The organism is Granulicella rosea, assembly GCF_900188085.1.
Lineage (GTDB): Bacteria > Acidobacteriota > Terriglobia > Terriglobales > Acidobacteriaceae > Edaphobacter > Edaphobacter rosea.
In genome coordinates, this window is sequence record NZ_FZOU01000008.1 from 152,709 (window position 1) to 175,763 (window position 23,055).

General features: G+C 63.0%; 13 protein-coding genes. 5 read left to right on the forward strand and 8 right to left on the reverse strand.

Features of this window, described 5'->3' with window-relative positions; translation table 11 throughout:
* Positions 1-3: 3 nt before the first annotated feature.
* Positions 4-927, forward strand: coding sequence for a LysR family transcriptional regulator (locus CHB87_RS18700; RefSeq protein ID WP_089409969.1), 924 nt, complete (start codon positions 4-6; stop codon positions 925-927).
* 121 nt (positions 928-1,048) lie between these two features.
* On the opposite strand, the gene CHB87_RS18705 is transcribed toward CHB87_RS18700, so the two are convergent.
* From CHB87_RS18705 to CHB87_RS18730, 6 genes are all read right to left on the reverse strand, one after another.
* Positions 1,049-2,749, reverse strand: coding sequence for an alpha/beta hydrolase-fold protein (locus CHB87_RS18705; protein ID WP_089409970.1), 1,701 nt, complete (start codon positions 2,747-2,749; stop codon positions 1,049-1,051).
* A gap of 278 nt (positions 2,750-3,027) precedes the next feature.
* Positions 3,028-4,533 (reverse strand): protein adenylyltransferase SelO, encoded by a 1,506-nt coding sequence (locus CHB87_RS18710; protein WP_089409971.1) that lies wholly within the window; start codon positions 4,531-4,533, stop codon positions 3,028-3,030.
* A 194-nt stretch (positions 4,534-4,727) separates the two neighbouring features.
* Complete coding sequence (locus CHB87_RS18715) at positions 4,728-6,374, reverse strand: hypothetical protein (RefSeq protein ID WP_089409972.1); 1,647 nt, start codon at positions 6,372-6,374, stop codon at positions 4,728-4,730.
* 34 nt (positions 6,375-6,408) lie between these two features.
* Positions 6,409-7,752 carry a sugar porter family MFS transporter gene (locus CHB87_RS18720; protein ID WP_089409973.1) on the reverse strand — a complete coding sequence of 448 codons (1,344 nt, stop codon included), beginning with the start codon at positions 7,750-7,752 and terminating at the stop codon, positions 6,409-6,411.
* Entirely contained in the window at positions 7,739-8,752 is a 1,014-nt protein-coding gene (locus CHB87_RS18725; RefSeq protein ID WP_089409974.1) for an ROK family protein, read from the reverse strand. Before CHB87_RS18725 ends, CHB87_RS18720 begins: the two co-directional genes overlap by 14 nt.
* Positions 8,753-8,824: 72 nt before the next feature.
* Positions 8,825-10,045: a glycoside hydrolase family 88/105 protein gene (locus CHB87_RS18730; RefSeq protein WP_245818087.1), complete on the reverse strand. Its 1,221-nt coding sequence runs from the start codon at positions 10,043-10,045 to the stop codon at positions 8,825-8,827.
* Positions 10,046-10,341: 296 nt separating this feature from the next.
* Between CHB87_RS18730 and CHB87_RS18735 the strand changes: the two genes are divergently transcribed.
* From CHB87_RS18735 to CHB87_RS18745, 3 genes are all read left to right on the forward strand, one after another.
* Positions 10,342-12,276 (forward strand): glycoside hydrolase family 3 C-terminal domain-containing protein, encoded by a 1,935-nt coding sequence (locus CHB87_RS18735; RefSeq protein ID WP_089409976.1) that lies wholly within the window; start codon positions 10,342-10,344, stop codon positions 12,274-12,276.
* Positions 12,277-12,395: 119 nt separating this feature from the next.
* A complete protein-coding gene (locus CHB87_RS18740; protein ID WP_089409977.1) occupies positions 12,396-13,436 on the forward strand; it encodes a LacI family DNA-binding transcriptional regulator in 1,041 nt (346 codons plus the stop codon).
* A 229-nt stretch (positions 13,437-13,665) separates the two neighbouring features.
* A complete protein-coding gene (locus CHB87_RS18745; protein ID WP_176441857.1) occupies positions 13,666-15,507 on the forward strand; it encodes an alginate lyase family protein in 1,842 nt (613 codons plus the stop codon).
* Between the two features lie 209 nt (positions 15,508-15,716).
* Here the strand turns inward: CHB87_RS18745 and CHB87_RS18750 are convergent, their stop codons facing one another.
* Together CHB87_RS18750 and CHB87_RS18755 are read right to left on the reverse strand one after the other, a co-directional pair.
* A complete protein-coding gene (locus CHB87_RS18750) occupies positions 15,717-19,013 on the reverse strand; it encodes an alpha-mannosidase (protein ID WP_176441858.1) in 3,297 nt (1,098 codons plus the stop codon).
* Positions 19,014-19,158: 145 nt separating this feature from the next.
* Positions 19,159-21,300 carry a TIM-barrel domain-containing protein gene (locus tag CHB87_RS18755; RefSeq protein ID WP_089409980.1) on the reverse strand — a complete coding sequence of 714 codons (2,142 nt, stop codon included), beginning with the start codon at positions 21,298-21,300 and terminating at the stop codon, positions 19,159-19,161.
* Between the two features lie 273 nt (positions 21,301-21,573).
* Here CHB87_RS18755 and CHB87_RS18760 point away from each other — a divergent pair.
* Positions 21,574-23,055 (forward strand): hypothetical protein (locus tag CHB87_RS18760; RefSeq protein WP_217897075.1); only part of this gene is annotated, 1,482 nt, incomplete at its 3' end.

Sequence of the window (23,055 nt, forward strand, 5' to 3'; positions counted from 1 at the left end):
TCGATGTACTTCGACTGGTTGAATACGTTTCTTGAGGTCGCGCGCGAGAAGAGCTTCTCCCGCGCGGGCGAGAAGCTGCATGTGACGCAGCCGTCCATCTCGGCGCAGGTGCGCTCGCTCGAGACGCACCTGGGGCATCGGCTCTTCGACCGCGGCGGACGCAAGGTGACGCTGACGGCTTCGGGCCGCATCTTCCTGCCGTTCGCCGAAGAGTCGCTGCTGCGGTTCAAGCATATTCAATCGGCGCTGGCCGATCAGGAGCGAACGCCGCGCGGCACGCTGACGATCAGCGCGAACGACTCCACCGCGCTCTACGTGCTGCCGCTGCTGATTACGAAGTTCAAGAAGAAGTATCCGCGCGTGGTGCTGAATATCGTGCGCGCGGAGCGGTCGAAGACGGTCGCGTTCGTGCTCGATCGCGAGGTGGACTTCGGTATCGTCTCGCTGCCGATCAAGGACCCGCGACTGCATGTGGAGATCATTCACGAGGACCGGCTGGTGCTGGTGGTTCCGGCGAATCATCCGCTGACGGAGCTCGACGTGGTCACGTTGTCGGAGGCGTCGAAGCATGGCTTCCTGGTGCCGAAGGAGGGCCGCCGCCGCGAGCTGATCGACCATCTGTTTCTGCAGAACAAGACGGCGCGTCGCGTCACGATGGAGCTCGATTCGAGCGAGATGCTGAAGCGTTTGATCGTAGCGGGGCTGGGCATCAGCTTCCTGCCGCGTATCAACGTGCTCGACGAGATCAACCAGGGGCGCGTGGCGGCGATCGACGTGGTCGGCGTCTCGATCCCGCGCAATCTGGGGTTGATCTCGCGCAACGATATGCCGCTGACCAGGGCGGGCGCCGCGTTCTTCAACTCGGCGACGGGTACGGACCGGATCGTGCTGCTGCCGGAGGCGGTGGAGGCGAACCCGCCGGCTTAGAGCGGCTTGCCGGAGGGCGTACAGCAGGGACAAGCAAAAGCAAAGCCCAAAGCAGGTCCTTCGCTTCGCTCAGGATGACAGGCAGCGTGGGCCGCATCTAGATGCTTGAAAGCGGCCTGCTTCAATACATCCAGCTCTTCACGTCGGCCCCGGCGGGCGCGGTCTTGACCATGTGTTCGGTCATCTGCGGGATGATGCGCTGGGCCCAGTTGGCGCTGTTCTGCTGCATGGTGTATTCGGATGGGCCGCCGGTGTAGCAGTGCGGCATGCCGGGACCATACTGGAACTGCGCGTCGCTGTGTGGGGCGGTGGTGGCCTGCAGCTGCTTGTCCAGCAGGTGGACGGCGTTGTTCAGGAAGTAGGTGTCGCCGTCGCCGACCTGGATATGGATCTTGCCTTCGAGCTTCGGGCCGAGGGTCGGCCAGTCGCGCTTCAGGATCGCGGCCAGGTCCCAGTGATCGTGCCAGTACTGGACGACCTTCTTGTCGATGACGCCGGTGATGGGGTCGAGCACCGGCGCCGGATAACCATCCGCGCCCTGCGGCGAGAAGACCGCCTGCCAGATCGCCCACTGCTCCGTCGAGCGGCCGCGCGTGCCCAGCACCTGTTCGTAGGCGAACTCGTCGCCGGCGGTCGCGATGATGGAGCCGTCCGGCAGGCGGTCGCCGGCGACGGGGACCGAGCCGAAGTCGCCCTTGCGGACGAAGGCGTTCACATCGTCGTAGAGGTTGATGTTCTGGTAGCCGTGGAAGTCGACCGGGTCGGGGCAGGCGCTCCACGTGCCGTTGTAGCGGTCCGGGTAGAGAATCTGCGTCGCCAGCGACTCCCATCCACCGGTCGATCCGCCAGCTGTGGCGCGCGCCCAGCCCGCGCCGATGCCGCGATACTTCGCCTCGACCGCCGGGATCAGCTCGTCGTTGACGGCCGAGCCGTAGGGGCCGACGTTGGCCGAGTCGACCACATAGCTGTCGTCGTAGTAGGGGTTCGCGTTCTGCACATAGAGGATGATGACGCGCGGCACGCGGCCCTGCGTCCAGTCCTGGTAGAAGCGGTAGCCCGCTGAGGCGCGTGCGTTGGCGCCGGTTGGCGGGGTCGCGGTGAATCCGGGGCGCATGCCTTCGTTGTAGTGATCCTGCCAGACGACCAGCGGATAGTGCGCGTTGGGGTGCTCGTCGAAGCCGTCCGGCAGCAGCACCCACGCGCCGAGATACGTGTCGCGACCCCAGAATGCGGTGAGCTTGTCGCTCTTGAACTTCATATAGCGCAGCCACTTCGCCTCGGGCGCGTGCTGCGCGATGACCTCCGGGTCGTGCGGGCTGCCGGCGATGGCGGGCATGCTCTGATCGAGCGTCAGCTTGATGGGCTCCTTCGCCTTCGGATCGAAGTGTACCTTTACGGGCTTCGAGTACGGATTGCCGGGCTTGCGGTTCCAGTGCTGGCCTTCGCCTTTGTCCGGCGCGAGCCAAACGGTCTTGCCCGAGCCCAGCCTGAACTCGTCGTAGACGTTGAAGACGCCCTGCACGAAGTAGTCGCCGGCGGGGATGTCGGCCAGCGAACGGAGCGGGTAGCCGAAGGTCTTCGCATCGACCGCGATCGTGCTTACGGAGGCCGCGCCGTCGAGCCCCACATCCACGCCGAAGCCCTGCGCGGACTTATACTGCTCGTCCAACTGCATCCTGGGTTCGGTCTTGTCGTCCTTGCTGAAGACGATGATCAGGCGGCCATGCAGCGGAGCTTTGGACGGTACGGTCGCCTCGATCTTCTGGGCGATGGCAGGCACAGAGGCAACGAGCAGGGCAGCGGCGGCGAGGATGTTTTTCATGGCTTCTCACCACTGTACAACTTGCGGATAGCGAAGACGCCATAGCACGGTTGCGAAAGGGAAGAGTCTATTGCTGCGATCACTCATAACGCGGAGCATGCGTCTGGAAATGCCAATACGGGGGTCTCCGCTCCGGCTCCGTCTTCGGTCGAGATGACGAGCTGGCGATGGATCCGATGTTCCAGAGCGCCGAAAGAACCGTCATCTCGACCGGAGCGCAGCGGAGTGGAGAGAACCCCGCATTGCGCTCTTGCTGTTGTCTGTTCTTGCGGCAGGCGCTACGTCCCGCAGAAGGTCGCGCGCACACACTCCTCGGGCTTCGCGGGCGTGGCGTACCGCTCCAGCCCGGGGCGATCCTCATAGGGACGCGAGGTCGCATCCAGCAGCGCCTCGAACGGCTGATAGTCCTGCCGCTCCACGGCGGCCTCGATCATCTCTTCGACGAGATGGTTGCGGGGGATGAAGTGCGGGTTGACCAGCCGCATCGCGGTGGCGCGTGCTGCGTCGGAGACCGCCTCCAGGGCAATCCGCCGCCGCCAGTTCATCGCCCAGGCGTCGTAGGCGGTGGGGTCGGCGAAGAGCTCTCGCACGGCGGCATCGCCCGCCGGGTTGGCTGCCGCGTCGCACAGGCGCCGGAAGGTCAGGGTGAAGTCCGCGCGGTTGGCTGCCATGCGATCGAGCAGGTCTTCCGCCAGCACATCGTCGCCCTCGCGCTCGGTCGTGAGGCCGAGTTTGCGACGCAGGCCGGCAAGGCGCGCCGCCTGAAACTGCGGCTCGAAGGCGGCTACCGCTTCGTTGGCCGAGGCCAGCGCGGCCTCCTCGCCGCCTTCGTCCAGCACCATTGCCGGGAGCAGCGACTCGGCCAGCCGCGTGAGGTTCCAGTTCGCCGCAAAGGGCTGATTGCGATACGCGTAGCGGCCCTGCCGGTCGATCGAGCTGAAGACCTTCGCCGGCTCGAACGCTTCGAGGAACGCGCACGGCCCGAAGTCCAGCGTCTCGCCGGAGATCGAGGTGTTGTCCGTGTTCATCACGCCGTGGATGAAGCCGAGCAGCATCCACTGAGCGACCAGCCGGGCGTGCCGCGCAATCACGCCGTCGAGCAGCGCGCGCAGGCGGTGCGTCGCTTGCGCGGCATCGCCATAGTGCCGCGCGATGGCGAACTCCGCAAGCGTTCGCGCGCCATCCACATCTCCGCGCGCGGCGAAATATTGAAACGTGCCGACGCGCAGATGACTTGCGGCGACCCGCGCGATGACCGCGCCGGGCAGCACGGTCTCGCGATAGACCTTCTCGCCCGTCGTGACGGCCGCCAGCGCGCGCGTGGTGGGCACGCCGAGCGCATGCATGGCTTCGCTCACGACGTACTCCCGCAGCACCGGCCCGAGCGCGGCGCGGCCATCGCCACGTCGCGAAAAGGGCGTTGGCCCAGAGCCTTTGAGCTGGATGTCGTAGCGCGCGCCGTCCTGGCAGACGACCTCGCCCAGCAGATTGGCGCGGCCATCGCCGAGCGTCGGCACGAACTGCCCGAACTGGTGTCCGGCATAGGCCAGCGCCAGAGGCTCCGACCCCGGCGCGACGCGGTTGCCCGCAAGCACCGCGACACCCTCCGGCGTGACCAGCGCCTCGGGATCGACCCCCAGCGCGCGCGCCAGCTCTACGTTGACCTTCACGAGCCGAGGCGCGAGCACCGGCCGCAGGCTCAGCCTCGCATAAAATCGCTCCGGAAGCCGTGCGTACGTGTTGTCGAAGCCAAACTGGAGGGGCCGCGGATCGGTTGCGCTCATATGGTCTATTGGATGTCGAAGTGCGGGGTTTCGCTTCGGATAGGCGGCCGGCAGGGGTTTACTTCAGGCTGTCATGTTGGCGCAAAGCGATGTTCGTGTTGCGCCTACATTCAAAAGAGACAGAATCTTTCTTATCGGAAGTATATTCACAGCGCCGCCCGCCGTAAGTGACCCAGCAATGACGCGAGTCCGGATCACCGAACGATGGAAAACTCCTGCGTCTGCGGACCCGCAGACTGCACGGCGTTCGAGCCCACCCGGCCCCATTGAAACGCCGATACGATGACCTTCACGGGATACCGGCTCTTCACCGGAATGGGCAAAAGACGTAGCACGTTGCCATCGACGAAGGCCGGTCCGGACTCCACGTAAAACTGTACCGGCAGGCCCGAGCTTGCCGATGCCGCCAGGCCGACCTCGCGTGTGCCTTGCTTCACGTCGTCGATCTTCGCGAACTTCAGAGTCTGCGGTTCGCCCTTCGTGTTGAAGATGTCGATCAGGATGTGTGCCGGCTTGTCCGTCGACCGATACTGCGCATCCCCCGGTTGGACAGCCATCAACCAGGGCTCCCAGGGCATGCCCTGCCGCTTCACGCCGCCTGCACGCATGGCAACCTGAAAGGTATCCGGCCCCACCTGCCGCAGTGCTCCGCTGCTCACCCTGTATGTAATCGGATTGGTAGCATGTCCAAGGGCGGCTCCCCCGTAGAGCGCCGCACTCGGCGATACGTCGAGCGATTCGGCGTGCACCCGGAAGGTTACGCCATCGGCGAGAAACTGAGGCCGTAACGGGGCGAAGCCATTCTCCAGGAGTGGCACGGGATGGCCGTCGACGATGAAATCGATCGCCTGCGGCTTACGGCTAAGCCCAGCCAGCATGTAGCGGTTGATGGCCTCAGCCATCTCGCGGTCATAGTACCAGAAGGCGCTTGCCTTATCCCCTTTCCACTCGCCATAAGGAATGGCCCTGTATCTTGCGGCGCCAAGCGTGTCGGGATCGACCAGGACGCCAGACTGAAGCGAGATGGGCTTCAGGGTCACGGAACGATTCTCAGCAGCCTGTTCCGGCAGACGGTAGTGAGCGGACTTGCGGATGAACATCGCCAGTACCGTCGCGGAATCGTGGCGCCAGTCGAAGTGCCCTGCGCCCACATCGACAAAATCGCCATACAGGGTATGCGGCTCGCGTGTGCGGAGCTCCTTGCCGAGTACAAGCTCCTTGTGCCAGACCTCGCCCCACTGCTTGCCCCACTCGGCCCACTCCTGCGAGACGTAGAGCGTCGGCACGCCGATCGGGCTGAACTCCTTGAAGATGGTGTTCTTGTAAGGAAGCGCGGCGAAGACGCGATCCGGCAGCGCCGATGCCATGCCCCATACGAACGGACCCGCAGCCGAGTGGCCCGTGACCAGCAGCGGTGCGAACTCCAGCTCGCTATATCCCGACTCTTTCGCCAGTGCAGTCAACACATGCTGCACGCCGGCAATCGCATCGGCCTGCGGAGAGAACTTCAGGCTTGGCTGCTCCGGCACGTCCAGCTTGCCCGGCCATGCACCGGGCGAGACCCACACGATAGCCATGTTCGCGTCTGCGACCGCCTCGCGGATGGTCGCATCCTCGAGCATAGGACGCTCCAGCATATTCTGCAGGCCGAACAGGACACCGCGCACATGGCTGCACGCAGGTGGAATCCATAGATACGCGCGCCGTTCCGTGCCCTGTTCGAGCGGCACAGAGTACTGCCACACCGTAGCCTCGGGCTGCGTGTAGGACGGTGTACTCGCAGCCAGCAGGGGCGCCCCGGTAAGCAGCAGAAGAAGGACGAACTTGAAACAAATACGCATTCGGCTCACAGCCTCCATCGGTCGGACGCGGCTCTTAGACGATCTTCAGCTTGCGCTGCAACTCCTCGAGCGAGACCTGCTTCGTCTCCGGGAAGAAGATCAGCACCACGACGAACTGCAGCGCCATCATCGCGGCGAAGAACATGAAGGGATAGGCGCCCGACTTGACCGCAATGACTGGAAAGATCCACGAGAGCGCCGCGTTCATGATCCAGTGCGTGCCGGAGCCGAGACTCTGTCCCTTGCCGCGCACGCGCGTCGGAAAGATCTCGCTGATGTACACCCAGACCACCGCGCCCTGCGAGATGGCAAAGAAGGCGATATAAGCGACCAGAGCCCACACCAGCAGCTCCTGGCGCCGATGCAGCGAGAAGATCGCCGCCACCACGGCAAGGCAGACAGCCGTGCCCACCGCGCCGATCAACAGCAGCATCTTGCGCCCGACGCGGTCGATCAACGCCATACCCAGCAGCGTGGCGACGAGGTTCATCGCGCCGATGGCGACTGCCTGCACGTTGCCCGAGACGCGGCTGAAGCCGGCCGCCGCGAAGATGTCGTTGAGGTAGTAAAGAATCGCATTGATGCCGCTGAGCTGGTTGAACGCTCCGATGGCTATGGCGAGGAAGATCGGCTTGCCGTAACGCAGTCGGCCGTTCATGTTCTCGAAGAGGGATGCCGCCTTCTGGTCGCGTTCCATATGCAGCGATTCGCGGATATCCGCCAGCTCCGCTTCCGAGTTCGGCGAGCCCATCAGCTCCAGCACCTCGCGCGCCTCGGTGAAGCGGCTCTGGGTCGTCAGCCAGCGGGCCGACCGCGGGATACCGAAGAGCAGACCGAAGAAGATCGACGCCGGAACGGCCGCGATGCCAAGCTGCAGACGCCATTCGTTCGCGCCCAGATTGAGCAGGCTGATGAGGTAATTCGATAGATATGCCAGCAGGATGCCGATGACGATGTTGATCTGAAACGTCCCCACCAGGCGTCCGCGAATGTTCGCCGGGGCGAGCTCCGCGATGTAGACCGGACCGAGCACCGAGGAGCCGCCGATGCCGAGGCCGCCGATGAAGCGCGCGATCAGCAGAAGCTGCCAGTCTGGCGCGAGTGCGCAGCCGATCGACGATAGCACGTAAAGAATCGCGGTGAGTCTCAGCATCTCACGCGATCCGTACTTCTGACCCAACGCACCTGCGCTCGCCGCGCCGATGACCGTGCCGACCAGGGCGATCGACACCGTGATGCCGAGCTGGTTCGCGGACAGACCGTACGCATGCGTCAGCCCCGAGGTAGTGCCTGAAATAACGGCCGTATCAAAGCCGAACAGCAGGCCGCCGAGCGCGCCCACAAAGGTGCTGCGCAGGATGTACTTATTGATGGGCAAACAAATCCTCCGGGAGCAGTGCGGAATTCAGATTCTGCCGCAGGGGCAACAAGCACGCACCCAGCAGACCAGCCGTTGGCCCAAGCTGCGCGCCAAGGATATACGTTTTGTGACGTTCCAGCCGTTTCGGCTGCAGGTTCTCCGGCGCCGTCAGCCGGTACACATAACTGCGAGCACGAAGCTCTCGGAACATGGTTGGAGAGAAGAGCTCCCACGCTTCGCAGACTCCGCCCCCGATAACGAACAGCGGCAGATTGAGCGTGTTGATCAGGCCGGTCAGCCCGATCGCCAGTGCGTGCCCGACCGCTTCGAAGACCACGGCGGCATCCCGGTCGCCGGCTTGCGCGGCCAGCGCTACACCATGCGAGGTCTCCGGCGCCGCATCGCCCATGATCTCCGACGCCAGCCGCACGACAGCCGTTGCGGACGCATACTGCTCCAGGCAGCCAAAGCCGCCGCAACCGCAGGGGGCGCCGCCTTCGTCCTTCACCACGATGTGTCCAGCCTCGCCGCCCATGCCGGTCGACCCGTGCCAGATCTGTCCGTTCAGGATGATGCCGCTTCCCACCCCGGTGCCGAGAGTCACGGCGCAGAGCGTGTCGACCCGATGCGTCTTGCCCGCGCCGTAGACCTGCTCGGCCAGCGCGGCAAGATTGGCGTCGCTCTCGATATGCACGGACCGGCCCAGAGTCGTCTCCACGGCCATGCGGAGATTGAAACCATCCCAGCCCGGCAGGTTTGGGGGATTGCGCAGGATGCCGTCCGGTAGCTCCAGCGGCCCGGGTGTTCCGATACCGATTCCGGCGAGAGCACGTCCGCCGAAATCGGCCGATATCAATGCTTCGATCGCCTCGCACATATCCCGTACGACGCGTTCGCGGCCCTCCGCCAAGCGGGTGGGAACGAGGATTGTTTCGAGGAATTCGGTCCCTTCGGCATACGCCGCGATACGGAGATTTGTTCCCCCAAGGTCAACGCCGATGGAGTACGTTTTGCTCATCGATATAACTCCCGACTTCCCGTTCAGTTACTTCAGCCAGTAAGTGCCAGACCGCCAACGTTCGCATGAAAGCTACTTTGCCGCGCGCCGCGCCGGGTGTGAAGCAGGCGAGGACATCCGGCTTACCTCGGTCCCTGCCAGCAGGAACGCGCCCGTTCCGAAGACGGAGCTTGCCCCTGCGCTGTAGGCCCCTGGGGCTTCGCCTACCGGCTGAACACTGCCGAGCCGGCCATCGGCGTAGACGTTTTTCACCAGCCCGGCCCACCCCTTCTCGACCACGGGACGATAGGTAGCAGCATCGAGCAGATGGTGATTGATCCCCCAGGCCAGCGCGTAGACGAAGAACGCCGAACCCGAGGTCTCGGGCAGCGCATAGTCCGGAGCATCCAGCAATCCAGCCCGCCATAGCCCGTCGGCGCCCTGTATCTTCGCCACCGATCCGGCCATCTGCTGCAGCTTGTCGACGTAGAAAGGGCGGCGCGCATCGTCCGCGGGCAGCACATCGAGCACGCCCACCAGGCCACCCATCACCCATCCGTTGCCTCGCGACCAGAACAGCTTGCTGCCGTTCTTCTCGTGCTTCGTCAGGTACGCCTGATCGCGGGAGAACAGCCGCGCCTGTGGGTCCCACAGCAGATCGTTGGTGATGCGCCACTCGTGATCCATGTATGCCAGGTACTTCGGATCGTGAGTCGCCTGGGTCAACCCTGCCCATACCGGGGGCGCCATGAACAAGGCATCGCACCACCACCACACCGGCCTGGCCGGATCGTCCGGCGCGAGCATCGCCTCGTCGAATTGCTTACGAAGCGGCGCGATGCGGATCGGTTGCGGCTTCTCGCGATCGAGCCAGAGATACGCCTGACCGATGGCCTGATCGTCCGCATGCAGCTTGCGAGGGCCAAGCGTCCACCGGTAGTGCTCCGCCACCTTCAACACCGTGTCGTGATACTTCCGGTCCTGCAGCGTCTCGGAGGCCGAAAGCATCCCGACGTAGAGGGTCGCGAAGGTCCAGTCCTGGCTCGGGGTGTCGACGATGCGCGCCGTCTGCCAGTCCGCCACCTTGCGCATCGCGGCCTTCACCGCCGCCGGCGTTGCCGCGGTGGAAAGATCCGTCGCGAGCGGTCCTGGATTTGCCGGAGCATCCCCGACCGCCGCCTTCTTCTCGTTCTCCGTCAGTTGTCCCTGTGCCTGCGGTAAAGAACCCAGCGCGAGCGCCATGGTGCAGACGGCAATCTGCAGTCTGCGCCTGCGAATAAAGCACCCGGCTGGAGGAGCCCCTATGTATGCCATTGTGATAATCGTTCCCATTCTTTCTCGAATTGCTCCGCGGCCATCATGATGCACTCTTATACCCATAATCTGCAAGTGTGAAATGTTAACCCTCCACTGCGGATCGAACGGGAAAGAATGGACGGATTTGGAAATCCATTGATATTGTTATCAATGTGCAAATCCTAACGCTGTCATTCCGGCTTACTTCCTTCGCTGCAATCGTCCTCTGTGCCGGTACGTCTGCGCCGGCGCAGCCTACCGCGCACATCTCGCATGCCGAGGCCACGGCTCGCGCGAAAGCGCTGGTAGCTCGCATGTCGATCGACGAAAAGATAGCCCAGCTGCATGGCTTTCGCGATAAGGATCACTATCGCGTCGTGCCCGGTCTGGAGCGGCTCGGCATCCCGGAGCTGCACGTGACCAACGGTCCGGCGGGCGTAGGACCCGGCGGCGCGGGCTCCCAGAAGCCCGCAACCGCGCTGCCCGCGCCCATCGCGCTCGCCGCCTCGTGGGATCCGGAGCTGGCGCGACTCTACGGCCGCGTCGCCGCCGAGGAGACACGCGCGCTCGATTCGAACCTGCTCGAATCGCCCGATATCAACATCGCCCGCGTCCCCCAGGGCGGCCGGGTCTTCGAGAGCTATGGTGAGGACCCCTGGCTCATCTCGCGCCTGACAGTCGCCAATATCGAGGGGATTCAGTCGACGGGCATGATCGCCAACGTCAAGCACTACCTCGCCAACAATCAGGAGACCGACCGAGGTACGATCAACGAAATCATCGCAGAGCGCCCGCTGCGTGAGATCTACATGCCGGCCTTTGAAGCCGCCGTCAAAGAGGCGCACGTCGCCTCGCTCATGTGCGCTTACCCGCGCGTCAACGGCGATTTCAACTGCGAAAATCGACCCTTGCTCACGGACGTGCTCAAGCGCGAGTGGGGCTTCGACGGCTTCGTGACGTCGGATTTCGGTGCGGTCCACAGCACCGTGCCGAGTGCGCTTGCCGGGCTCGATCTCGAACTCCCCACCGGTATCTACTTCGGCGATGAGCTGCGTAAGGCCGTCGACGCGGGCAAGGTTCCCGTTGCCACCATCGACGAGATGCTCATGCGCCGCTTCGCCAAGATGATGGAACTGGGCTGGTTCGGACGACAGCCGGCGCCAAAGCCGATTCCAGTGCTAGCCAACGGCGCCATCTCGCGCGCGATCGCCACCCAGTCGATGGTGCTGCTCAAGAACGATGGACAGCTCCTGCCGCTCGATCGCGATCGGATCAAGAAGATCGCACTCATCGGTCCATACGCCGTGCGGCAGATGACCGGCGGTGGCGGCAGCTCGCATGTCATTCCGCTGTATAGCGTCGCGCCGGTAGACGGTCTCGACTATGCGCTGCTCTCGCAGACGAAGATTCTGCTGCTTGACGGTAACGACATCGACGAGGCAGTGAACGCGGCCAAATCGGCGGACGTCGCCATCCTGATGGTCGGCGATGACGAAGGCGAGGACCACGACCACGGCATCGACCTCCCCGAGCGGCAAAACCGCCTGATCGCCGCAGTGGCGGCCGCCAATCCGAAGACGGTCGTCGTGCTGAAGAGCGGCTCGGCCGTCATCATGCCCTGGGTCGACCAGGTTCCGGCGATCCTCGAAGCCTGGTATCCCGGTGAGGAGGATGGCAATGCGGTTGCCGATATTCTCATGGGTAAGGTCAATCCTTCGGGAAAGCTGCCCCTCACCTTTCCCCGCGCCACATCGGACACGCTGGCCGCGACGCCGGACCGTTTTCCCGGCAACGGCACAACCGTTCACTACAGCGAGGGTCTGGAGGTGGGCTATCGCGCCTTCCAGGCGCATAAGGTCGAACCACTCTTCCCTTTCGGCTTCGGGCTCTCGTACACACAGTTTCAGTTTTCCAATCTGAAGGCGATCCCTGGGCCGAATCACACCGCGTCAGTCAGCTTCACCGTTACGAATAACGGTGTGCGGGCCGGCGCCGACGTTGCGCAGCTTTATCTCACCTATCCTTCCATCCCCGAGGGCAATGAGCCGCCGCGGCAGCTTCGCGGCTTCCAGAAGCTGACGCTCAAGCCCCACGAATCGCAAACCGTTCGACTGACGCTCAATGCACGTTCCTTCTCCTTCTGGTCGGACGCTGCACACGCCTGGCAGGTACCGGCCGGCGCCTTCCATATTTTTGTCGGCAACTCCTCGGTCGACACACCGCTCGAAACGAACCTCGTCCTTCCATAGAGGAAGGGTGCCATGATGATTCTTGAAGTCCGCAAATCTGCCTAAGACGGCGTTCAAGGCGACGTTTTGAGAAAAGTGGTGCGACCATCAGCGATAACGTCATTTATCCTTATCGTGCGATGAAGAAGACCGAGATTCGTAAACCGACAATCCGCGAGGTCGCCAAGCTGGCGCGCGTAGGCCTGATGACCGTCTCTCGCGTCATCAACAATCATCCTTCGGTGCGTGCATCCACGCGCAAGAAGGTGGAAGCCGCCATCGTGCAGCTCGGCTACCAGCAGAATGAGGCGGCTCGCCTGCTGAAAGGCCAGCGCGCCAGGATGATTGGTCTTATCGTGCCGGATCTCTCCGACCAGTTCTTCGCCGCCTGCGCCCATACGGTTCAGCACCTGGCGCGGGCCGACGGATATATGACCCTGGTCGTCTCGTCTGAACGTGACGCCGATCTGGAGTTCCAGCAGGCGGAGCTGATGGCCAGCCGCAAGGTATCCGGCCTTTTGATCGTGACCTCGACTAAGGCGGGTGATGAAAGATTGCAGGCGTTGCAGGACACCGGCCTTGCCATCGTCGCCTTCGACCGTCCCCTGCCCGGAGTCGACACCGACTGCGTGCTGGTCGAGAATCGTGGAGGCGCCGAGGCTGCCATCGCGCATCTCATCCAGCATGGTCACAAGCATATCGCCTGCGTCGGATACGACGAGGAGACGTACACGGTCTATGAACGCCTCCAGGGATATCTGAGCCGCATACACGGCGCGAAGCTCAAGCCTCAGACGGCATTCGGATTGTCGACTCTGGACGACGTACGCAACTGGCTTACCGCCGCATTGGCGGGCAAAAATCGTCCCACGGCGATCTTCTCCGTCAATCATCGGACTTCGATCTATCTTCTCCAGGCGCTCAGCGAGTTGAAACTTCGGATCCCTGAGGATATGGCGCTGATCGGATTCGACGACTTCGACCTTGCCGCCGTGCTCAACCCTCCGCTTACCACCGTCGCACAAAGCCCTGTGGAGCTCGCGCGCCGCGCCATGGGCCTTTTGCTGGCCGGCATTCAGGGAATGCAAAACGGTGTCAGCAGCAGCCCCGCCAAGATCCTGCTACCCGCCAAGCTGATGATCCGTGCCTCATGCGGGCCGCACGAGGCGCAGAAGTCATAGCCGCCGATCCGTGCACAAGGGGCATGTGTTGACAACGCTTGCCCACGATGTATAACGTTATTCATGCCGTCGCTAACGCTTTGAGCTCAGTATGAATCTCTCCCGCCGGACCTTCAACGCCCTTCTCGCGTCCTCGGCAGCAGCTTGTGCTTTGCCGCTCCGCGCGCAAAGCCATGCGAGCGATTTCGTCCACCCTGGAATGCTTCATAGCTCAGTTGATCTCGCCCGGATGCGACAGGCCGTTGCCTCGAAGTCCCAGCCTATCTACGCAGGCTTCGAGGTCATGCAGAAGCACCCCGCCTCGTCGAAGACGTACAAGAGTGCAGGCGCATCCGCCGAGATCGGCCGCAATCCCAACATCCGCTTCCAGTTCTTTGATCAGGACGCGAACGCCGCCTATCAGTGCGCGCTCATGTGGTGCATCACGGGCGACCTCGCCTTCGCCGCCACCGCGATCTCCATCCTCAACGACTGGTCCGCCACCCTCAAGAAAATTTCCGGGCTTGACGCCATCCTGTGCGCATCGCTGGGAGGCTTCAAGATGGCGAATGCGGCTGAGTTGCTTCGCCATACGGCATCGGGTTGGGAGCGGGCGGACGCAGCCAGGTTCGGCGATCTGCTGACGCAGGTCTTCTACCCTGTCATCGCAAACTTCGCGGCCTTCGCCAACGGCAACTGGGATACGGCTGCGATCAAGCTCATGCTTGCCATCGCCGTCTATACCGACGATCGAAGCATGTTCGACCGCGCCGTCACGTATTACCTGCACGGTTGCGGCGATGGCCGCCTGGAGCACTACATCTATGCCACCGGGCAATGCCAGGAAAGCGGCCGCGATCAACAACACACGCAACTCGGCATCGCTCACATGGGGGATGCCTGCGAGATAGCCTGGCGCCAGGGACTCGACCTGTACGGAGCCGTCGACAACCGTTTACTCGTGGGATTCGAGTACACCGCGAAATATGGGCTCGGCGGCGACGTGCCCTTTACGCCGGATGTCGATCGCACAGGAAAATACCGGCACGCGGTGAACTCCGAGCGCAGCGCCCTTCGTGCCGTCTATGAGCAGATCTACAACCACTACAGCCGGCGGCGCGGCATCGCCGCTCCCTGGACCGAGAAAGCGGCAGAAAAACTTCGTCCAGAAGGCGCTCCCTTTCAGGCGGACGCCACCGGTTACGGCACGTTGCTCTACACGCGCCCTGAGCGCTCCGCGTCGGCAGACGCATCCCCGACGCCCTTGACCGTCTTGTACGCGCAAGGAAATGCCGACGGGATCATGCTCGATGTCGTACCACTCGCCTCCGGAGCTGCCGTCGTGCTCGAGCGGGCAGATGCCGCACAGGACCGGTGGGCGCCGCTGGCGACCGGCCTGACCGCGAGAACGTATCTGGACCGCACCGCCGAACCTGGCCGGCTCTACTCCTACCGCGTTACGCTGCCGTCCCGGCATTCGGCATCGTTACCCGTCGTCGGCATGCGTGGCCTGCCCGCTGGATGGCACGCACGGAACGACGGAAGGCTCAACGCATCGGCCAGCTTCGATGGCACAGCCTTCATCCTTACGGCGGACGGCGCACTCCCTCCCGACAAGGGAGGGGCTATCTTCAGCATCGAGCACCCGGCGCCCCCGGGGGCGACGCTCACCGCGAAGCTCAACCCTCTTGTAGCCTCCGGCTTCGTCGGGCTTGGACTGGTGCTGCGCGGAGCCTCGCCGGCAGCAGAGATCCTGCTGCACATCTCACCGAAGGCAGGCATGCCCGAACATCCAGCCTGGAGCGCCTCCCTCTTCGAGCGCACAGGCGCGGCGGGGATGAAGCTCGCCGGTCAGGCGCCGCTCGTCTCCCCCACGATCGAGAACGGCCGCCTCGCAGATCCGCTCTGGATGCGCCTGAAGACGGGACCGGACGAAACCCATGCCTCGATCTCCGTCAACGCCACGGACTGGACCGAGATCGCGAAGGCGCCGACACCGGCCGGCGCGCTCACCCTCGGGCTCTACGCTCACTCCGGTATCGAGTCGGTCACGACCGAGGTTCGCTTCGAAGAGGTCACGTTGGTCTCTTAGAGCGGATTACCTTTAGGTCTCAAGCAGCAGCCGCAATGCTTGTCATCCTGAACGAAGTGAAGGACCTGCTTGAGGCTTTTGTCGTTGCCGGTTCATGCTCCGGTCAGAGGCGGAAGACAAGCAACAGCAGCAAGAACAAAAGCAGGTCCTTCGGCTACGCTCAGGATGACAGGCAGTTGGGGCTGCTCGCCAGCAAAAGGTAATCCGCCCTAGTACCGCACCCGGATCGTACGAATCTCATAAGGCTTCACCGCGATCGTCACCTTGCCGCCAGCCATCGGCAGCGCGCCGATTCCGGCCTGTTCCATCATTCCGACTTCTTCCGCGCCTAGCGCCTTGCCCGGGACGGTAAGGACAGCCGTCGTCGACTGCCCCTGCGACTCGTAGAACCGGATGACCAGGTTGTTGCCAGCCTCGCCTTTCTTCACAGCCGTCAGCACGATGTTCGGCGCGTCGATGCGGACGAAGCTGGCCTCGGAGTTCGCCCCCGGATGAACATGGGTCTGCATCGCAATCAGCGGATCGTTCAACGCATACCCGGCACGCACGGTCTGCGCCTCGCGCCAGTCGCCCTTGTGGGGATAGAGCGCATACGTGAAGACCTGACGGCCACGATCCGTATTGGGGTCGGGGTAGGTGGGCGAACGCAGCAGCGAGAGCCGCAGCACATTGCCCACCGCATCGTAGCCATACTTCGAATCGTTCAACAGGCTGAAGCTATGCGATCCATCGCCGAGATCGGCCCAGCGCAGAGCGGGCGCCTCGAACTTCGCCTTCTCGATGGAGTTCGCGCGCGTCGTTGGCCGTTCGATGCTTCCGAACGGGATCTCGTACGTCGCCTGCCCGGACGAAGCCGCAAGCGGAAATGCCGCCTTCAGCAGAGTATGAGTCTCCTGCCAGTCGAAGTCGTTCTTCACCTCGACGCGATCCATGCCGGCGTAAAGCACGATGTCCTGCGTGAACTTCGACTTGCCGAAGTGACGCTCCACGCGGATCGCCGAGCGCAGCGGACCCTGCTCCACGAGCTTTACAGCGTCTGCCGCTCGAATGGGCGTCATCTTATCCAACGCATCGGCATCGATGTTCCATGCGTCGTATTTCTTCGGCAGGTCGACGAAGGTCTGCAGCTCGTTCCCACAACCTCCAGAGGCGATCGCATCGAAGCCCGAACGCTTGTCGATCAGGTGAGCGATGCATCCATTCGCGGGGTCGATCTCCACCCGCAGCATAGCGTTCTCGAGCGTCGTCTGCGTCGCATGCAGATCGGTCGATGCCTGCGTCCTGCCGGGCCGTGCCTCGAAGACCTTATACCCCAGCGAAGGGATGTCTTCGGCACGCACCAGCAGGTGATAGCTGGCGGTGCTCGCATCCATGTCGATCGTCTGTGTCAGCATCGGCTTGCCGTCGGGGGCCTGCAGCACGACCCCGTACTTCGCCGGAGCCGCAAGCTGCACGTGAACATCGACCAGATCCGTCCGCTGCCAGCCGAGCGGATTGAACACGATGACCGGCACGGCGCCGTTGTGTGTTCTTGTGTCGGCTTTCGCGGCGATCTCCGCAAGCGCGTTTGCCTGCACCTCGCCAGTGGTCTGCCGAACCGACTCATAGTCGCGCTCCGCGTCGGTGTAGACGACCGGAATGCTCGACCCCGCGGCGAGGTCGTGGAACTGGTTGAAGAGTACCTTCTTCCAGGCTTCGGTCAACGGCGCAGCGGGGTAGGGATGGCCGCTCAAGGAAGCGATCGAGGCAAACTTTTCCGCATCGAGCACGCTTCGTTCACTCACCCGCATGTTGCGCTTGTGCCTTGCCTGACTGGTAAAGACTCCACGATGAAACTCCAGATAGAGTTCATCGTTCCACACCGGGATCTTCAACCGGTCACCCGTCGCCGCAGGCATCTGGTTCACGCCCTTCGCGAGAGTGCGGTAGTTCCACACAGGCGCCCTGGCAGGGTCGTCGAGCTGCGCGGTCATCGAAGTGAAGAAGCTCTTCGCGGTCGAGAACTCGAGCTTCGGAAAGACCTTCTCCGGCTGCATCCAGCGCTGGGCGTTGTCGAGCATCACGCGCGTGGGTCCGCCGCCATGATCTCCAACACCATACAACTGCATCAGCGTTTCGTCGCCGGGAACGATCTTCGCCACCTCGGCAGAGCTCTCCGCCAGTCCGACCGCCTCCGTGTCCTGGTCGTACGAACGCGGAAAGTAGGTCAGTACGCGGCTGCCGTCGGGCGACTGCCACCAGAAGAGCTTAAGCGGCAGCGTGTTGCTCTCATTCCATGTCAGCTTCTGGGTGACGAAGTAATCGACGCCCGACCGCTTGTAGATCTGCGGCAACTGCCAGTTGTAGCCAAAGGAGTCCGGGTTCCAGCCGACGTTGACGTCGACGCCCATCTCTTTGCGCAGGAAGCTCTTTCCGATCAGCAACTGTCTCACCAGCGACTCGCCGTCCGGCATATTCAGGTCCGGCTCGACCCACATGCCACCGACCGGCTCCCAGCGGCCCTCCTCGGTGCGCTTCTTCATCTCGGCAAAGATGTCCGGGTACTTCTCCGCCATCCACGCGCTGTAGAGCGCCACTGGCTGTGTAAAGACATAACGTGGATACTCAGGCATCAACTGCAAGGCGGTGGAGAACGTGCGATGCACCACGTCCACTGTCTCCGTCCAGGGCCAGACCCAGGCGGTATCGATATGCGAGTTGCCCACCAGTCGCATCGAGACGGTCTGCAACAGAGGACGCAGCGGCTGCAGGATTGCCTGCGCACGCAGCAGAGAGGCGTCGAACGCAGCCGAGTCTCCCGCATCGAGCGCCTTCAGGTCGATCGCGCATGCAGCCGAGTCGAGCATCCTCTGCTTCGACTCTCGCTCCACCGTGTCGTTTACCAGCATGGGCAGCAGGGCGGCGGCGCTGCGGATCTCGTCTCCCACATCCACCGGGCTCGGCCGTGCCGGGTCGAACCGAAGCATGTAGCTAGCCGGCGAGATGTGTTTCACGTCCGCCGTGTGCAGCAGCTTCACTGCCACCGTGATCGTCTGTCCAGGCTCGATCCGGTCCACCAGTTCCACCGGCTCCATGTTGTCGCCCATCGCAATCCGCCGGCCATTGACGTAGAGAATCTCCGGCATCGCGCCATGCGCAAACGAGTGGAACTGAAAGAAAAGCCGCACGTTGCGCAGGTCATATCCCTGCCAGCGTGCGGGCATGACGAAGGTCTGACGGAACCACACGCTTCCCTCGGGCGTCTCATACTTCCCTTTACCCACGCTCCAGGCGCTGTCGTCGAGCGTTGGGTCTTCGCCATGCGCGACATCGCCTGCGTGATATCGCCAGGCGCCATCCGGCAGGCCTTTGCTCATCGTGTCGAGGCGGGTCAAGACCGCTCTGGCGGGTGTACTGAAGGCGGCGAAGGGCGCCGCCCCGGGCTCTGCCGGGAAGGCGGGAATGCCGATGCTCGCGATCATGGCGGAGAGCGCAACGCAACCCAAACGAAGGATGCTTCTGGACATTTCAACTCCTACTGGTTTCCAACGGTACGAACACTGCCAAAAAACTGACGGCCAACGACGCAAGACAACGATGCTCGGCGAGCGATCGTCGGGCATCGTTATTTGTAACCTCTACAGAAGCAAAACACACGACCTCGATCGGCAGCTAACCTTTGACCGACCAGCTCGCAACGGTATAGGCCTCAGAGCCGCTCTGCATCAGACTGCCCTTCTTCGCGGCTTGATCCCAGCTGAGCTTGAGTGAGCCGGCCATCTCGAACGGCAACGAGCCATCTCCAAAGACCTGCACAGTAAGCTGTCTGCGATGGGGATCGGCAGTCGAGTTTGTGACTGCCGCCAACGGCATCACCGAGCCAGCCTTCACATACACGGGAATCTTTTCGAAGCTCGACGCGATCTGGACCTTCGTGCCCCCGTGCATCACAGTGCCCGTCCAGAAGTCGTGCCATGTCCCAGGCGGCAACATCAAGGTGCGACCGGAGGTCTCGCCGGCGAAGAGCGGCGCGACCAGCATGCGGTCGCCCACCATCCACGCATCGTCGATCTTTGCAACCTCGGGCTGATCGGGCCAGTCCAGAGCGAGTGCGCGGAACGGCGGGGCGCCATCCTCGGCATACTTCGCGAAGGCTGCACGCAGATACGGCACGATCATCATGCGCCAGCCGATGATCTCGCGGCACTTCGCTTCGAGGCTCTCCCACTGTGGCATCAGCTCGTTGGCGTTGTTCTTCTTGCGGTCGAGCTGCTTCCATGGTGGGTTGGGAATGTACCAGCCATTGATCATGGCGAGCGGCGAGAAGACGACGGTCTGCAGACGTCGGATCAGATCTTCGTCGCTCTTTGCGTCGCGAACCTCCGGGCACCACAGCAAACCACTGAAGCCCGAGTTCACCAGGGCACGCACAAACTGCCGATGCTCATATAGGTCGCTGTAGAGCACGAATGGGTAGGGCGCGGCGAGTGCTCCGCTTGAACGTACGAGACAGTAGGTCGGTCGCTTGCGCTGTTCGAATTGATCCCACAGGGCGCTTTGATAGCGAAGTCCGAAGATGCTGTGCATTTGCTCGCCGTCGGCGCCGGAGGGGAATTTGCTCAGCTCTGGAAACGACCAGCCCCGCGTGTAGTCGGAGTTGTCGCACTCGTCCAGCTTGAAGCCGTCGATGCCCATATCGAGCAACGCCTTGCCCTGATAGTCGCCGTACACCTTGCGCGCGTGCGGATCTTCGAAGTCCGGCACCAGCCCGCCCCATACCCCTTTGTCCCCAGCCAGGTCGACCATGGGGGTAAAGACCGGCGAGGACGGATGGATGAACGCGTGCTCCCAGAGGTTCACATGCAGATCGAGCGCCTTCGCCTGCCTGACGAACGATGCGGGATCGGGAAAGCGATCCTTGTGCCACGCATAGGTGCAGGAGTATGCGTGGGTCTGCCAGCCGGCCTCAAGCCCGAGTACATCGCATGGGATATTTCGCTCGCGGAACTCCTTCATGAGCGCGAGGACCTGCTTGTCGGTTGCGTTGCTCTGCGTGCGATACCAGAAGCCCAGACCCCACTCCGGCGGAGCGATACCGCCGCCGGAGAAGAGGTTATAGCGGCGTACGGCTTCAAGGATCGTCGGCCCGGCAAAGAGATAGACATCGACTCCCTGCGCCGCGGGCACGTCCACCAGTACCTTCGCCGAGGCCTCATCGGCGGGGTTCCTGGAATAGAGCTCGGTCGTCGTCGTCGGCACATCGCCGCTATTCACCGCGGCGGCCGCCTGGGTCGGCTTTGGCTTGGTCTCGCCACAATAGAAGGTCGCGTAGCGCGCGGTGTCGATCAACACGCCGTAGCCGTGGCTCGTCACATAAAACGGGACCGGTGCGTGCGAGTCGCCGGTATCCATATGCGGGTCGGCGTTGACCCGAGTCACACGCTTCTTGCCACGTTGCTGCACGGAGAAGAACTGCAGCCCGAAGCCGTAGATCTCCTCGTTGGTATGCAGCGGCAGTTCTACCGAAACGCCACGTGCGCTGACGCTTCCCACGGGCACGGCAAGCGGAGGCTTGTCGGCGTGCTGCATGCTGCCGAGCGCCGTAAGCTTTGGCGCGACCAGCCTGCCTTTCACCGGTGTAATCGCTTCGGGGCTGCCGAGCGTGGACTTCCAGACGCCGGGCGCGACTGGCGTCCAGGCAGCGTCGATCTGAGACGGCCGCGGCGCGGCAGACGACCTGCCCGTTCCCAGCAGGCCTGCCGCGAGACCGCCTGCCAGCCCTTTGCCCAACTGCCTCCGGTTGATGTTCGTCATGCGTCCTCGCACAATGTTTTATCCAAATAACGTTATCGCTTCTGAGTCGCAAGACTAGCGACGAAGTTACAGCGCTGTCAAGTCGGCGGAGCGATAGACCCTCGATGTTTTCTCGATTGTCGCCTGTATCCCGAGGCGGTTCAAGCTGCGCAGGCCACCTGGGCCTGTTGCAAAAATAAAAATGTTAATGTTATCGTTCTCTCCGCTTCTCGTAACCCCATGCCGCCGTCCCGGACTGCCGGTCCGGGCGCACCCGCCAGGAGACGCCGCCACATGAAGTTGAATCTCCGTGAACGTTACGCCTTCGGGCTCGTCGCCGTCCTTTCCTGTCTACTCGCCGTGCCTTCACGGATGAGCGGACAGGCGATTGCGAAGACCTCGAATGCCCTCGACCGCATCCGCTTCGGCGACCTTGGGACAGATGCCTTCTCGGAGTCCGTTCACGGCTTCATCAATCTCGGCAACCCGATGGGCACGGGCGCGCTCGGCCAGACCTGGCGTGAAATTGCACCGTCGGCGACCGCGGCCAACATCGGCAATCCGGCCTACAATCAGGCCCTGACCTTCACGATGGCCTGCGACCCCTCGCTCCAGAACTATCTCACCCTCCAGCTCTGGGGCTCGGATACGACGCTCGACGTCATCTACCTCTACACCGCCAAGCAGGGCTACCAGGTCTCCAACTATTACTCCACCAATCAACCGGAGATCGACTACCAGGAGACCGCCGACCCCGCCTTCGCGGGGCGATTCCTCTACGAGACCGTTGCCATCCCGCTCGCGATGACCACCGGCAAGACCTCCGTTACCCTAACCCTCAACGCTGCCCAGTCTTTCTACTACTACAACAACGTCACCACGAACCTTCCGGCCGGCGCGACCTCGCGCCCCATCTACTCCGCGTTCACCCACACCAACCCCTACCTGATCCTCGACCCGGCCGACCCGCAAGGCACGGCGCCCGCCGGCGCGACGCCCACGCCCGCGGCGCTCGACGCAGCCTACCTCAACGGCCTTACCACCTCCATCACCGCGCTGCTTCAAACCGTGCAATCGAATCAGATCTACGGATCCGCCTGGAGCAGCGCCGTAGCCAAAGGCACGGTTCCCGCTCAAATCTATGGCTACTTCGATGCCGGCAAGAGTCCTTCGAACAGCTACACCCTGACCCAGTGGCTCAACAACGCGGCGATCGACACCTCCGCCGGAAACAACGTCGCCATGGAGCGGCTGGACATGCTGGCGTATGTCTACAGCACGCCTGGCATCGTCCCATCGCTCTACAAATCGGCCCCGCTCGTACCGGCCATCTACAGCGCGCTCGACTCCTACTCTTTCATGCAGTCGCTCAACGGCTCCTGGGGAGACATGACTGCTTGGAACGGCGTCGGCGCGACCTCGGCGACTGTATCGAACCCCTATGGCCGCACGAATGCGCAGGGCAGCCCCATCGAAGGCGCGGGCACCTGGGCCATCGGCTCGGCCATCGTCGACCTCAGCACCGACTCCACTTTTCTCTCCGCGCTCGATCAGCCCATCAACGCAACGCTCGAACCCGGCGTGATGCGTTACCAGGCCTATCAGGCGATGCTATCCGCGCACCTCGCCTTTCTCGGCAGCGCCGTCGGTTACGGACATGCGCCCAACCAAGACCTGCTGCAAGCGCGCGCTTACGTCTATACCAACCTTGCGCTCCAGTTCCTCGATAAGCGCTACGGAACGGCGCTGGCGGTCTCGAACGCGACCGTGCTCGCC

Coding starts and splice junctions, on each gene's coding strand:
- CHB87_RS18725 (WP_089409974.1), bottom strand. CDS start 8,752: ATGAGCAAAACGTACTCCATCGGCGTTGACCTTGGGGGAACAAATCTC.
- CHB87_RS18705 (WP_089409970.1), bottom strand. CDS start 2,749: ATGAAAAACATCCTCGCCGCCGCTGCCCTGCTCGTTGCCTCTGTGCCT.
- CHB87_RS18740 (WP_089409977.1), top strand. CDS start 12,396: ATGAAGAAGACCGAGATTCGTAAACCGACAATCCGCGAGGTCGCCAAG.
- CHB87_RS18730 (WP_245818087.1), bottom strand. CDS start 10,045: ATGGCATACATAGGGGCTCCTCCAGCCGGGTGCTTTATTCGCAGGCGC.
- CHB87_RS18735 (WP_089409976.1), top strand. CDS start 10,342: ATGTCGATCGACGAAAAGATAGCCCAGCTGCATGGCTTTCGCGATAAG.
- CHB87_RS18750 (WP_176441858.1), bottom strand. CDS start 19,013: ATGTCCAGAAGCATCCTTCGTTTGGGTTGCGTTGCGCTCTCCGCCATG.
- CHB87_RS18715 (WP_089409972.1), bottom strand. CDS start 6,374: ATGCGTATTTGTTTCAAGTTCGTCCTTCTTCTGCTGCTTACCGGGGCG.
- CHB87_RS18700 (WP_089409969.1), top strand. CDS start 4: ATGTACTTCGACTGGTTGAATACGTTTCTTGAGGTCGCGCGCGAGAAG.
- CHB87_RS18745 (WP_176441857.1), top strand. CDS start 13,666: ATGCGACAGGCCGTTGCCTCGAAGTCCCAGCCTATCTACGCAGGCTTC.
- CHB87_RS18710 (WP_089409971.1), bottom strand. CDS start 4,533: ATGAGCGCAACCGATCCGCGGCCCCTCCAGTTTGGCTTCGACAACACG.
- CHB87_RS18755 (WP_089409980.1), bottom strand. CDS start 21,300: ATGACGAACATCAACCGGAGGCAGTTGGGCAAAGGGCTGGCAGGCGGT.